Genomic DNA, 12,654 nt, shown 5'->3' with positions numbered 1-12,654 from the left:
GAGCAGCGCGTACCGCATCCTGCGCATTAACGGCTCTCCTCCGTTGGACTCCACTCTCCTGAGAGAGGGACTTATTTCAAATGAGCGGAAATAAGTCCAGCGGGTTCGGTAAATGTTGCGAGAACATTCGAATTCAGCCGTCGGAAGCTCGGTTCCGTATGAGGAAATCGACGCCGTCGAGCACCCGCTGTAACCCGAACGTGAACGCGTGCTCAGGTGCGTAGGCGGCGTTGTGGGCCTCGCCTGCGGCCGTCCCGACACGGCTCGCGGTGGGGAAGCGGCCCGGCTGGATCACCCGCTCGAGGAACGGCGCGCGGGCGGCCCACCACTGCTCGTCGGTCATGCCGGTGCGCTGCTCCGCGCGCGCCGCCTCGAGGGCGCGGCGGGCGGCGGATTCCGTGTGGGCGTTGAGCAGGGTAAGGGTCGAATCCATCTCGACGTCCGAGAGGCCGATCCCGTCCAGCGCCAGCAGCTCGTGGTCGTAGCGGGCGATCGTGTTCGGCCCGAGGACCGGCCGCGTCGGTGTGATCTCCAGCAGCCACGGATGCCGGTGGAAGCGGTCCCAGTTCTCGCGCGCCACACGCTCGAGACGGGCGCGCCAGTGCGCCACGTCATGCGGGGTTGACGGCTCGATCGCGGCGTCGAGCATCAGGTCCAGCAGCTCCGGCTTGCCCGGGACGTAGGTGTAGAGCGACATCGTTCCGACTTTCAGCCGTTCGGCGACCCTTCGCATCGACAGCGCGTCCAGGCCCTCCTCGTCGGCCACCGCGATCGCCGCGCTGACGATCTGGTCGAGGTCGAGCCTTTGTTTGGGGCCGCGCTTGGGCGTCGTGTGGACCCGCCACAGCAGCTCGAGCCCGCGGATGGGATCGCCGGGTTCCGTCACGAGCAACACCGTATGCTGTACGCTACTCCGTATGGCGTACGGAGAGAAGATGGCGATCGTCGCCGAAGGGCTGCGCAAGTCCTACGGCGAGACGGAGGCGCTGGCGGGCCTCTCGCTGGAGGTGCCGCGCGGCGCCGTGTACGGGCTGCTGGGCCCGAACGGAGCGGGCAAGACGACGACGGTCGGCGTGCTGACGACGCTCGTGCGCCCGGACGGCGGGCGGGCCGTCGTCGCCGGGTGCGACGTGGCGGCGGACCCGGGCGGCGTGCGCGCGCGGATCGGCCTGGTCGGGCAGCACGCCGCGCTGGACGAGGTCCTCACCGGCCGCCAGAACCTCGTGTTGTTCGGGCGCCTGCAGCATCTCGGGGTCGCGCGTGCGCGGGCGCGTGCGCAGGAGTTGCTGAAGCGCTTTGGGCTCGAGGACGCCGCCGACCGCCCGGCGGGCGGCTACTCGGGCGGGATGCGGCGTCGGTTGGATCTCGCCGCCGGGCTGATCCGCTCGCCCGAGGTGCTGTTCCTCGACGAGCCGACGACGGGGCTCGACCCGCGCTCGCGCTCGGAGGTGTGGGACAGCGTGCGGGAGCTCGCGGCGGACGGGGTGACCGTGCTGCTGACGACGCAGTACCTGGAGGAGGCCGACCGGCTCGCGGACCGGATCGCGGTGGTGGACGGCGGGCGGGTCGTGGCCGAGGGCACGCCGGCCGAGCTCAAGGACGCGCTGGCGGGCGACTGGATCGAGGTCGTCCTGCGCGAGCGCGACGACGTGGCGACGGCGGTCGCGCTGCTCGGGCGGGTGAGCGGCGCTGAGCCCGAGGTCGACGAGGCCGGGCTGCGCGTGAGCGCGCCGGTGCGTGACCGGATGGGCGCGCTGGCCGCGGTCGTCGGCGAGCTGGACGCAGAGGACGTCGCGCTGCGGCGCCCGACGCTGGACGAGGTCTTCCTGGAGCTGACGCGATGAGCGTGCGCTGGCTGGTGGCCGACACCTGGACGCTGACGCTGCGCGCCTTCTCGCACTGGGCGCGGCAGCCGTTCGTGCTGGCGGTCGGCGTGCTGTTCCCGGTGCTGGTGCTGCTGATGTTCGCGTACCTGCTGCGCGGCGGCTACGGCGACGACTACCCGTCGATCCTCGTTCCGGGCCTGCTGGCGCTGACGTGCGTGTTCGGGCTGGAGACGACGATGACCGCCGTCGTCACCGATGCCTCGCGCGGGATCACGGCGCGGTTCCGCTCGCTGCCGATGAGCGGCGCGGCGGTGGTCGGCGGGCGCGCGGTCGCGGACCTGGTCAACTCGCTGGCCGGGCTGGCCGTGCTAATGGCGTGCGGGTGGGCGATCGGGTGGCGGATCGAGTCCGGCCCGGCGGACGCGCTGGCGGCGGTCGGGCTGCTGATGCTCCTGCGCTTCTCGCTGATCTGGATGGGGATCTACCTCGGCCTGGTCGCCGGGCGGCCGGAGGCCGTGGCGTCCGTGCAGATCCTCGTGTGGCCGCTCGGGTTCCTGTCCAACGCGTTCACCGATCCGGACTCGATGCCGGCGTGGCTCGCGGCGATCGCGGAATGGAACCCGCTGTCGGCGACCGCGGCGGCCGCCCGCGAGCTGTTCGGCAACCCCGGCTGGGGCGGTGACTCGTGGGCCGCGACGCACGCGGTCGAGCTGGCGCTCGCGTGGCCCATCCTGATCTGCGCGGTGTTCCTCCCACTGGCGGTGGCGAAGTACCGTTCTCGCGCGTGAATCGCTTCCGTGGAAGTCTGCTCGGGCTGGCGGTCGGGGACGCCGTCGGCACCACCGTCGAGTTCTCCCCGCCCGGGTCGTTTCCGCCCGTGACGGACATGGTCGGCGGCGGCCCGTTCGAACTCCCGGTGGGCGCGTGGACGGACGACACGTCGATGGCGCTGTGCCTGGCCGAGAGTGTGCTCGAGACGGCCGGGTTCGATCCGGTGGACCAGCTTCAGCGCTATGTGCGGTGGTGGCGCGAAGGGCACTGGTCGTCGACCGGGACGTGCTTCGACATCGGGCGGGCGACGCGGCAGGCGCTGCAGCGCTTCCGCAAGACCGGCGAGCCCTTCCCGGGCGATGCGGCGCGGGACGCCGCGGGCAACGGCCCGCTGATGAAGCTCGCGCCGATCCCGATGGCGTGGGCGCACGACCTCGACACGGCCGTGCGCTTCGCGGGTGACAGCGCGCGAACCACGCACGGGGCGCCGGAGGCCGTCGACGCGACCCGGCACTTCGCGCTCCTGCTCGTGGAGGCGCTCAACGGGGCGGCGAAGGAGGACGTGCTGCGCCGCCGCGAGCTGCCGGACCTGCACCCGAAGGTCGCGGCGGTCGCGGCCGGCTCGTTCCTGGACAAGGCGCCGCCGGAGATCCGCGGCAACGGCTACATCGTGCTCGCGCTGGAGGCGGCGCTGTGGGCGGTGGCCTCCACCGACGACTACGAGTCGTGCGTGCTGGCCGCGGTCAACCTCGGCGACGACGCCGACACCACCGCCGCGATCGCCGGCCAACTCGCCGGCGCGCTGTACGGGCTCGAGGGCATTCCCGCCCGCTGGCTGGAGCGGGTACACCTGCGCGACGAGCTGCTCGGCTTCGCCGACCGGCTCCAGGCGCTGCGTCCCCTACCCTCGTCCACGCTGTGATCCGGACCCTTCACACCTGCGCGCTCGACAACGCCACGCTGCGCGCCGCCCGCGCGTTGCTCGAGGACGCGTTCGACGGCGAGCTCACGCCCGAGGACTGGGAGCACTGCCTCGGCGGGATGCACGCGCTCGCGTGGGACGGCGACGAGCTCGTCGGCCACGCGGCGGTCGTCCAGCGCTCGATCGCCCACAACGGCCGCCCGCTTCGCGCGGGCTACGTCGAGGGCGTCGCGGTGCGCGCCGACCGGCGCCGCCAGGGGATCGCGGGGGAGCTCATGGGCGAGCTCGAGGAGATCATCCGGCGCGCCCACGACTTCGGCGCGCTCGGCTCCAGCGACGAAGGCCTGCCGTTCTACACCGCCCGCGGCTGGAAGCCGTGGCGCGGAGCGCTGCGGATCCTCACGCCGGACGGCGTCGAGGACACGCCCGACGAGCTCGGCTGGATCCTCGTGTTCGGCGGCGAGCTGGACCTCGACGGCGAGCTGCTGTGCGCCGACTGGCGCGACGGCGACGTCTGGTGACCACGGTCTACGTCGTCCTGTCGCACCAGTACCCCGACCAGGTGCTGCGGCTCGTCCGGACGCTCCGCCGCGGAAGCCCGGCGTGCACGATCGTCCTGCACCACGACGACCGCCGCACGCGCGTGGACGAGGCCGCGCTGCGGGCGCTCGGCGTCGAGCGCGTGCTGCCGGCGACGCCCGTGGGCTGGGGCGGCCCGACGCAGCTGCAGGCGCTCCGGCGCAGCCTGCGCCAGGCGCTGCGCGGCCGGTTCGAGTGGCTGACCGTGATCTCCGGGCAGGACTATCCGCTCCGGCCACTGGCCGACATCGAGCGCCGCTGGCGCGAGAGCGGGTTCGACGCGTTCGTCGAGGGCGCGCCGGTCGCGCCGCCGGCCTGGACGCGCGGCGAGACCGACGAGTTCGGGCGCCGCTACTTCTACCGCTACCGCCAGGTCCGCCCGCCGGGCCGCGCGGTGCGGCGCGCCGTCGCCGCGGCGCGCCCGCTGCTCACGCTGCGCGACATGCCGTGGGGCACCGCGATCGGGCTGCGGCGCCGCGGGCCCGGCGTCACCGTCCGGCGCGGGACGGACTGGCTGACGCTCTCGCGGCGAGCGGCCGAGCTCGTGGCCGAGCCGCCCGCCGCGCTCCTGCGCTACTACGAGCGGGCGATCGTGCCGACCGAGTCGCTCCCCCACACCGCGCTGTACGCGTCCGGACTGCGGCTGAGCGGTGACCCGCTCCGCTTCTCGACCTGGTCCCCAGGGGCCGCGCACCCGGCGGTCCTCGGCCGCGAGGATCTCGACGCGATGCTCGCCTCCGGCGCCGACTTCGCGCGCAAGTTCGAGCCCGGCGCCCCGGTGCTGGACGAGCTGGACCGGGTGGTGCTCGGATGAAGGCGCTCGTCCAGCGCGGCCTCAAACGGCTCGGCTACACGCTCTACCGCGACGTCCCGCGCGACACCGCGAACCCGCTGCCGGTCGAGCAGGCCGCGCACGCCGCGCTCCTGCGCGCCGTGATCGAGCGCGCGCACGTGAACTGCGTGCTCGACGTCGGCGCGCACCGCGGCGGCTTCCACCATCTGCTGCGCGCCAACGGCTACCGCGGCGAGATCGTCTCCTTCGAGCCGGTCTCCACGTCCTTCGCGGCGCTCGGCGTGGACGGCGATCCGGCGTGGCGCGCGCACCGCCTGGCGCTCGGCCGTGAGGCCGGCGTGGCGACCATCAACGTCGCGCGCGAGAGCAACTTCACGTCGTTCCTGGAGCCGAACCGCTTCTCGGTCGAGCACTTCGGCGGCAGCGAGGTTGACCGTCAGGAGGAGGTCGAGGTCCAGCGCCTCGACGCGCTCTTCGCCGACGTCACCGCCCACGTCCCCGCGGCCCGCGTGCTGCTCAAGACGGACACGCAGGGCTGGGACCTGGAAGTGATCGAAGGCGCCGCGGGCTGCCTGCAGCACGTGGTCGCGCTGCAGGTCGAGCTGTCCGTGCGCGCGATCTACGACGGCGCGCCCGGCTGGCTGGAGACGCTGGACCGGCTGCGCGCGCTCGGGTTCCGGCCCGCGCAGCTCACGAGCGTCGGACGTGACGCCGGGCTCGGGCTGCTCGAGCTCGACTGCCTACTCGTACGGGAGGGTGCGGGGTAGCCCGAAGCGCGCGATCACGCTCGTGTCGTGGAAGGCGGTGATGGCGCTCACGCGCTCGCCGGCCACCGTGAGGACGAGAATGCCGACCGCGCGGCGGGACAGGTAGAGCCCGAACGCGGGCTGGCCGTTGGCGCGGGTCGGCACGAGGCGGAAGCGGCGCACGTCACCGCCCGCGGGGACGGTCCGCAGGAAGCGCCCGATCAGCTCCGCGCCCCGGTACTCGTGCGGCGCCGGCGGCATCGTCAGCCACGCGTCGTCAGTCAGCAGGGCGACGATCGTGTCGACGTCGCCGGCCTGGAAGGCGTCGGCGAAGCGATCGACCACGACGCGTTCGGCCGCCGAGCGCGGGGCGGGCGCGCGGTCGGCCGGCGGGACGCGCGTCTCCAGCGTCGCGCGAGCGCGCTGCAGCGCGCTGTTGACCGCCGCGGCGGACGTGTCGAGCATCTCCGCCACCTCGGCCGCCTGGAAGCCGAGCACGTCGCGCAGGACGAGCACCGCCCGCTGCGTGGGCGGCAGGTGCTGGAGACCGGAGACGAACGCGAGCCCGACCGCCTCCCGCGCCTCGTAGATCTCGTCCGGCAGCGGCTGCAGCCACGGCGCGTCGCCCCACCGCGTCGGCTCCGGCGGCTCGGCCGGGAACTCGTGCTCGTCGGGCCGGCGCGCGGCGTCGCGCAGCGCGTTCAGGCAGCGGTTGGTCGCGATCCGGTACAGCCACGTGCGCAGCGACGACCGGCCCTCGAAGGCGTCGAATCCGCGCCAGGCGGCCAGGAACGTCTCCTGCACGAGGTCCTCGGCGTCCTGGACGGAGCCGAGCATCCGGTAGCAGTGGAGCTCCAGCTCGCGGCGCAGCGGTTCGGTCTCGGCACGGAAGACGGCTTCGGCGGTCGCGCTCATATCCGTACGGACACCGCCGAGGGCGCGAACTCATCGGCCGATCCGCGGCCGGGCCGGTGTCTACCCCGGCATGAGACACGATTCGAGATGGGTGCTGGCGCTCGCGTCGGCCGCCTCCCTGATGGTCGCGCTCGACACGCTCGTCGTGTCCACCGCGCTGTCGACGATCCGCGTGGAGCTGAACGCGTCGCTCGCGGCGCTCGAGTGGACCGTCAACGCCTACAACCTCAGCTTCGCCGTGCTGCTGATGACGGGCGCCGCGCTCGGCGACCGGTTCGGACGCCGGCGCGGGTTCACGGTCGGGCTAGCGATCTTCGTCGCCGGGTCGGCCGCGTGCGCGCTGGCGCCTTCGGTGGACGCGCTGATCGCGGCGCGCGCGGTGCAGGGTGCGGGCGCCGCGCTGGTGATGCCGCTCGGCATGGCGCTCGTCAGCTCCGCGTTCGCGCCGGACAAGCGCGGCCAGGCGCTCGGCGTGTACTTCGGCGTCACCGGGCTGGCGGTGGCGAGCGGGCCGGTCGTCGGCGGCGCGATCACCGAAGGGCTCGCCTGGGAATGGATCTTCTGGCTCAACGTGCCGCTCGGGCTTGCGCTGCTGGCGCTCATCCCGCGCCGCATGCAGGAGTCGCACGGACCGGACGGCGCGCTCGACCTCGTCGGGCTGGGGCTCGTCGGCGTCGCGGCGTTCGGCGTCGTGTGGGGCCTCGTGCGCGGGAACCTCGCGGGCTGGGGCAGCGCCGAGGTGGTGTTCGCGTTCGCGGCCGGCGTCGCCTGCCTGGCGCTGTTCATCGCGTGGGAGCGGCGTGTCGCCGACCCGATGCTGCCGCTGCGCTTCTTCCGCTCGCGCGCGTTCGCGGCGGGCAACGCGGCTGTGTTCTTCGCCGTCGCCTCGCTGTTCGGCGCCGTCTTCTTCCTCGCCCAGTTCCTGCAGACCGGGCTCGGTTACGGGCCGCTGGACGCCGGCCTGCGCCTGCTGCCGTGGACGCTGACGCTGTTCTTCGTGGCGCCGCTCGCGGGCGCGCTGGTCGACCGCCACGGGGAGCGTCCGTTCATGGTCGCCGGGCTGGCGCTGCAGGGGACCGGGATGGGATGGATCGCGCTGATCGCCGAGCCGGGCATCGCGTACGCGTCCATGATCGCGCCGCTGATCATCGCCGGCTGCGGCGTGTCGATGACGTTCCCGGCCGGGCAGAACTCGGTGGTCGGCGCGGTGCCGCCGGAGGCGGTCGGCAAGGCCGCGGGCACGAACTCGACGCTGCGTGAGCTCGGCGGCGTGTTCGGGATCGCGCTGCTGGTGGCGGTGTTCGCGGGCGCCGGCGGCTACGGCTCCCCCGCCCAGTTCGTCGACGGGTTCGCGCCTGCGCTCGGCGTCACCGCCGGGCTGTCGTTCGCGGGGGCGCTGGTGGGGCTGGCGCTACCGAAGCATCAGCTGCGTCCACGCGACGTCGTGCCAGGCGTCGAACTTGAAGCCGACCCGCCGGTAGGTCCCGACGGGCTCGAAGCCCAGCGCGCGGTGTAGGCCCTCGCTACCGGGGTTGGGGAGCGTCATGCCGGCGATTGCAGTCGTGAAGCCCCGCTCGCGCAGCAGCGGGAGCAGGACCGCGTAGAGGGCGCGGCCGCCGCCGCGGCGCTCGAAGCCGCGCTCCAGGTAGACGCTCGTCTCGCACGCGAAGCGGTAGGCGGCGCGCGGGTGGAACGTGCCCGCGTACGCGTAGCCGACGACGCGGCCTTCGTCCTCGAGCACGAGCCACGCGTGCGCGGCGGCGATCCGCCGCGCCATCTCGTGCGCGTCGGGCGGCTCGAGCTCGAACGACACCGCCGTGTCGGTCACGTACGGGGCGTAGATGGCCGCGCAGGCGGGGGCGTCGTCCGCGGTGGCTTGCCGTACTTCCATGTCGCCGATAGTAGCGGTACTGTCCACTATCGTGTCAAGTGATCTCACGGCGTCCATCGCCGAGACGGTGCGCTCCGCGCGCGAGGCCCGCGGGCTGTCGGCGAACGCCCTGGCGGAGCGCTCCGGCGTGTCGCGGGCGATGATCGCGAAGGTCGAGCGGGCCGAGGCGCAGCCGACAGCGGCGCTGCTCGGCCGGCTGTCGGCGGCGCTCGGGCTCACGCTGTCCGAGCTGGTGGCGCGCGCGGAGCGCTCGGACCGGCGGCTGGTGCGCGCGGGCGAGCAGCCGACGTGGACCGATCCCGACACGGGCTACCGCCGGCGCGCGCTCTCGCCCGTGGCCGGCGGCCCGCTCGAGCTGGTCGAGGTCGAGCTGCCCGCCGGGGCCGAGATCGCGTACCCGGCCGACGCCTACGCGTTCATCCACCAGCAGATCTGGATGCTCGACGGCTCGTTGACGATCCGCGAGGACGGGTCGGCGCACGACCTGGAGCCCGGCGACTGCATCGAGTTCCCGGTGCCGTCGGCGCGCACGTTCCTCGCGCGCGGCGCGTGCCGTTACCTGGTCGCGCTCACGCGCCGCGCTTAGCGCAGTCGATGCAGAGGACCACGTCGGGCATCGCGCGCAGGCGCTTCTCCGCGATCGGTTGTCCGCAGTTGTCGCAGCAGCCGTAGGTGCCCTCGTCGAGCTTCGCGAGCGCGCGCTCGGTGCGTGCGAGCCCGGTCTCCAGCGCGGTGCCGACGCCGATGTCGTTGAAGCGGGAGATCGCTTCGACCGTGCCGTCGCCGATCCGCTTGCCGAAGCCCTGCGACGCGCCGCGCTCCGGGCGTTTGGCCAGCACCGCCACACGCGCGCGGGTGTCGTCGCGGCGGGCTTCGAGCGTCGCGCGGACGGCATCGAGATCCATCCGGCGAAGGTACCCGGATCAGCGCCTCGCCATGACCCGCAGCGTCGCGGCGAGCGAGCGGCGCGTGCGCGCGGGCAGGTCCTGCACCCGTTGCCGGGCATCGAGGCCGGGAACCGCGCGGAACAGGCGCCGGCGCTCCGCCTCCGTGAGCGCGCCGACGAGCTCGCCGACGGTGCCTTCCGCCTCGCCCGTGAGCGCGTGCGCCGCGTGTTCGAGGGCCTTGCCGTGGTCGGTGGTCGCGGCGCCGTGCAGGGTCGGCGGCTGCCACGTGGAGGCGCGGACCGGTGGCGAGTCCGGCTCCGGCTTCGGGGCGGGCGGCGCCTCGATCAGGCCGGCCTCGTGCAGGAACCGGCTCGGGCGGCCCTCGGTATGCAGGATCGACAGCTCCTCCATCGCGCGCGTGAAGGCGACGTAGGCGATCCGGCGCTCGGCCTCCGCGCCCTCGCCCGGCGTGTCGTCCTCGAGCGCGTTGCGGTGCGGGAGCACGCCTTCGTCGCAGGCCACGAGCACGACCCGCGGCCACTGGCGGCCCTTTGCGCGGTGGACGGTGGTGAGCTCGATGCCGCTGTGGTCGTCGCGGGCGCGGCGCAGTGACAGCCGGCGGGTCTCGAGCAGCGCGGCGTACTCGGTGACCGAGTGCCCGCGCGCTTCCTGCTCGGCCTCGTCGAGGACCTTGCGGTCGTCGCGGTCCGGGCGGGCGGACGCGCGCGCGACCTCGTCGAAGTGGCGGTCCAGGCCGTCCTTGCGCAGGCGGCGGATGACGGTCGCGGCGTCGCGGGCGCTGGTGAGCGCGGAGAGTTGCTCGGCGGCGCGGTCCAGCCGCCAGCCCTCGACGCCCGGCAGCCGCTCGACCGCTTGCGGGAGCGACGCGCCGCGCGCGAGGGCATCCGCGAGCCGCTGAGCGGCGTCGACCGGCAGGCCGCGGCCCGGGCGGCGCAGCAGCACGCGCAGGTCCGCCTCGGTCGCGGTGCGGGGTGAGCTGAGCACGGCGAAGTACGCCTCGAGCGTCTCCTGCGCGCCCGTTGCCTCGAACAGCTCCTGCGGCCCGGAGATCCGCACGCCCGCGTCCGCGGCGGCGAGCGCGAACGGGCGCAGCGCGTTGATCGTGCGGCCGAGCACGGCGATGTCGGGCCGGGTGTAGGCGGCGAGCTTGCGCGCGAGCAGCCGCGGCGCGCCGCCGGCGGCGACGCGGATCGCGCGCTCGCCGCCCGGCGTGCGGTCCGGAGCCGAGCGGATCGGCTTGGCGAAGCGCCGGGCGTTGTGGCCGATCAGGGTCGCGCTCGCGCGGACCACCTCCGGCGTGCAGCGGTAGTTGTGCTCGAGCGCGACGCGGTGCAGCGTCGGGTACGCCTTCTGGAGATCGAGCATCGTGCGGACGCTCGCTCGCCGCCAGCCGTACAGCGTCTGGTCCTCGTCGCCGACCACGAACAGATCGTCGTGCGGCGCGGCCAGCATGCGGACGAGCAGCTCCTGCGCGGGCTCGATGTCCTGATACTCGTCGACCAGCACGTGGTGGAACGCGGACTGCCACTGCGCGCGGGCGGTGGGGTCGGCGCGCAGCAGCCGGACGGCGTGCACGATCATGTCGTCGAAGTCGTAGAGCCGGCGGCGCGCCTTCTCCCGCTCGACCAGGCGGTAGACGCGCGCGACGGTGCGGTCCTCCTCCGGGCAGCGCGGCTCCCACTCGTCCGGGCTCGCGAGCTCGCCGAGGCGGATCGCGCTGATCGCGGCCGGCAGCTCGGCGGGGTCGGGCGGCTGCGTGCCGAGCTCCGCCGCGGCCTGGCGGGCGAAGCGCGCCCACTGCGCGACGGTCCACTCGTGCTGGAGCTCGCGGCCCTCGAGCCGCGCGGCGATGATGCGCCGCCCGACCGAGTGGAACGTGCGCGCCGCGACGCTTCCGGCGCCCGCCGTGCGCAGCCGTGTGCGCAGCTCGGCCGCGGCCGCCTCGTTGAACGTCATGCACAGGACGCGGTCCGGCTGCGCGCCGCGCGCGAGCAGCTCGCGGACCCGCTCGACGAGCACCGTCGTCTTCCCGGAGCCCGCGGGTGCGATCACCTGCACGACGCCTCCGGGCGCCTTCGCCGCCGCGAGCTGCTCGGCGTCCAGCGGGCGGTGCGGGGCGAGGTCGGTCGGCGCGGCGAAGCGCGGCTGCTCGTGCGCGCACAGCCAGCGCAGCCGCTCGAGCGTGTACGCGTACTCGAAGCCCGGCTCGACGAAGCGCGCGTCGTCGAGCTCCCCCAGCTCGACGGGCACGACGACGCCGGCCCGTCGCCTGCGGACCAGCGTCTCGTGCAGGCGCCGGAGGTCGTCCAGCGTCTCCAGTGCGGGTGCGCGCTCCACGGGGCGCGCGACGATAGCTCCTACTGCGGCGGCTGGAAGAGCTGCAGGTCGTTCCCGTCGGGGTCCTTGAACGTGACGATCCGCCCCCACGGCTGATCGGCGATCCCGTCCGGGAACTCCACGCCCTCGCCCTTCAGGCGCTCGACCTCCTCCTCGATGTCGCCGCCGGGCTGGAAGGCGATCGCCGCCCCGCCGTCCCCGGCCGGCGATTCGCTGCTGTTGAGCCCGATCTTGAGCCCGTTCGCGTCGACCTCGCTCCAGTCGCCGTCGTGCTCGGTCACGTTCAGCCCCAGCGTGTCGCCATAGAACTGCACGGCACGGGTCATGTCGGTCACAGGCACCCACACGGCCGCAACGCCCTTGATCATCGGAACCTCCCAGGGTCGAGTTGTCTGCTCATGCGGCGCTACCCAGGCGCCGAGTTCACGCGCGCCGAGCTCGTACGCTGCGACGCGATGCTCCGCCCGGCCACGCCCGCCGACCGCGACGCGCTCGTCGCGCTCGCGCAGCACCCCGAGATCGCCGCGACGCTTGCCACCACCGCGGCCGAATCCTTGCGCGAAGACACCGGTGAGCTGCTCGTGATCGAGCACGAGCACCAGCTGGTCGGCGGCGTCCGCTGGGTGCTCGTCAACCGCCGCAGCCGGATCGCGGACATCCGCACGCTGATGATCGACCCGGCACACGGCGGCCGCGGCCTCGCCACCCAAGCCATCAAGCAGCTCGCGCGCCACCTCGTCGCCGACCACGACATCCACCGCGTGGAAGCCGAGGTCTACGGCTTCAACACCGCCGCGCAGCGCGTGTTCGCCAACGCCGGGTTCACCGAAGAGGGCCGCCGGCGGCAGGCGTACGACCGCGCCGGCGCCTGGCAGGACGGTGTCCGCTACGGCCTGCTCGCAGAGGAGCTCGCAGCCGTGTGAGCCGGTGTGAGCGATCTGCGCGCGCCGTGTGAGCGGCGCGGCC

The 12,654-nt window shown here is 73.9% G+C and carries 15 protein-coding genes; 9 read left to right on the top strand and 6 right to left on the bottom strand.

Annotated elements, in window-relative coordinates; all coding sequences use genetic code 11:
• Positions 1-133: 133 nt before the first annotated feature.
• A complete protein-coding gene (locus OJ962_RS06345; protein WP_270006241.1) occupies positions 134-886 on the bottom strand; it encodes a TetR/AcrR family transcriptional regulator in 753 nt (250 codons plus the stop codon).
• Positions 887-917: 31 nt separating this feature from the next.
• On the opposite strand from OJ962_RS06345, the gene OJ962_RS06340 reads away from it, so the two are divergent.
• From OJ962_RS06340 to OJ962_RS06315, 6 genes are read left to right on the top strand one after another with little or no spacing between them, the layout of a single operon-like run.
• Positions 918-1,844 carry an ATP-binding cassette domain-containing protein gene (locus OJ962_RS06340; protein WP_202956270.1) on the top strand — a complete coding sequence of 309 codons (927 nt, stop codon included), beginning with the start codon at positions 918-920 and terminating at the stop codon, positions 1,842-1,844.
• Entirely contained in the window at positions 1,841-2,614 is a 774-nt protein-coding gene (locus tag OJ962_RS06335) for an ABC transporter permease (protein ID WP_202956269.1), read from the top strand. Before OJ962_RS06340 ends, OJ962_RS06335 begins: the two co-directional genes overlap by 4 nt.
• Positions 2,611-3,519: an ADP-ribosylglycohydrolase family protein gene (locus tag OJ962_RS06330; protein ID WP_202956268.1), complete on the top strand. Its 909-nt coding sequence runs from the start codon at positions 2,611-2,613 to the stop codon at positions 3,517-3,519. Before OJ962_RS06335 ends, OJ962_RS06330 begins: the two co-directional genes overlap by 4 nt.
• On the top strand, positions 3,516-4,040 hold the full coding sequence (locus OJ962_RS06325) for a GNAT family N-acetyltransferase (RefSeq protein ID WP_202956267.1): 525 nt from the start codon (positions 3,516-3,518) through the stop codon (positions 4,038-4,040). Before OJ962_RS06330 ends, OJ962_RS06325 begins: the two co-directional genes overlap by 4 nt.
• Positions 4,037-4,912, top strand: coding sequence for a beta-1,6-N-acetylglucosaminyltransferase (locus tag OJ962_RS06320; RefSeq protein ID WP_202956266.1), 876 nt, complete (start codon positions 4,037-4,039; stop codon positions 4,910-4,912). Before OJ962_RS06325 ends, OJ962_RS06320 begins: the two co-directional genes overlap by 4 nt.
• Positions 4,909-5,658, top strand: a complete 750-nt coding sequence (locus tag OJ962_RS06315) for an FkbM family methyltransferase (RefSeq protein ID WP_202956265.1) — start codon at positions 4,909-4,911, stop codon at positions 5,656-5,658. The genes OJ962_RS06320 and OJ962_RS06315 overlap by 4 nt, the downstream gene beginning before the upstream one ends.
• Here the strand turns inward: OJ962_RS06315 and OJ962_RS06310 are convergent.
• The gene (locus tag OJ962_RS06310; protein ID WP_202956264.1) at positions 5,632-6,552 is read right to left on the bottom strand and encodes a sigma-70 family RNA polymerase sigma factor; all 921 of its coding nucleotides are present in this window, start codon (positions 6,550-6,552) and stop codon (positions 5,632-5,634) included. The two genes, OJ962_RS06315 and OJ962_RS06310, sit on opposite strands and share 27 nt — an antisense overlap.
• 91 nt (positions 6,553-6,643) lie before the next feature.
• Here OJ962_RS06310 and OJ962_RS06305 point away from each other — a divergent pair, with 91 nt between their 5' ends.
• Complete coding sequence (locus tag OJ962_RS06305; RefSeq protein WP_270006240.1) at positions 6,644-8,068, top strand: MFS transporter; 1,425 nt, start codon at positions 6,644-6,646, stop codon at positions 8,066-8,068.
• Here OJ962_RS06305 and OJ962_RS06300 read toward each other — a convergent pair.
• Positions 7,964-8,443 (bottom strand): GNAT family N-acetyltransferase, encoded by a 480-nt coding sequence (locus tag OJ962_RS06300; protein WP_202956262.1) that lies wholly within the window; start codon positions 8,441-8,443, stop codon positions 7,964-7,966. The genes OJ962_RS06305 and OJ962_RS06300 overlap by 105 nt on opposite strands.
• A 31-nt stretch (positions 8,444-8,474) precedes the next feature.
• On the opposite strand from OJ962_RS06300, the gene OJ962_RS06295 reads away from it, so the two are divergent.
• Complete coding sequence (locus OJ962_RS06295) at positions 8,475-9,029, top strand: helix-turn-helix domain-containing protein (protein ID WP_202956261.1); 555 nt, start codon at positions 8,475-8,477, stop codon at positions 9,027-9,029.
• Here the strand turns inward: OJ962_RS06295 and OJ962_RS06290 are convergent.
• The 3 genes from OJ962_RS06290 to OJ962_RS06280 are packed head-to-tail and all read right to left on the bottom strand — an operon-like array spanning position 9,013 to position 12,056.
• Positions 9,013-9,348, bottom strand: coding sequence for a TraR/DksA family transcriptional regulator (locus OJ962_RS06290; protein WP_202956260.1), 336 nt, complete (start codon positions 9,346-9,348; stop codon positions 9,013-9,015). The genes OJ962_RS06295 and OJ962_RS06290 overlap by 17 nt on opposite strands.
• 18 nt (positions 9,349-9,366) lie before the next feature.
• Positions 9,367-11,688, bottom strand: a complete 2,322-nt coding sequence (locus tag OJ962_RS06285; RefSeq protein WP_202956259.1) for an ATP-dependent helicase — start codon at positions 11,686-11,688, stop codon at positions 9,367-9,369.
• 20 nt (positions 11,689-11,708) lie between these two features.
• Positions 11,709-12,056 (bottom strand): VOC family protein, encoded by a 348-nt coding sequence (locus OJ962_RS06280; protein WP_202956258.1) that lies wholly within the window; start codon positions 12,054-12,056, stop codon positions 11,709-11,711.
• Between the two features lie 30 nt (positions 12,057-12,086).
• Here OJ962_RS06280 and OJ962_RS06275 point away from each other — a divergent pair, with 30 nt between their 5' ends.
• Entirely contained in the window at positions 12,087-12,611 is a 525-nt protein-coding gene (locus OJ962_RS06275; RefSeq protein ID WP_202956257.1) for a GNAT family N-acetyltransferase, read from the top strand.
• Positions 12,612-12,654 lie beyond the last annotated feature (43 nt).

This window comes from Solirubrobacter deserti, assembly GCF_027587175.1.
Classification (GTDB): Bacteria; Actinomycetota; Thermoleophilia; order Solirubrobacterales; family Solirubrobacteraceae; genus Solirubrobacter; species Solirubrobacter deserti.
The sequence above is the reverse complement of the archived record's forward strand: the minus strand, read 5'-3'. Positions and strand labels throughout refer to the sequence as shown.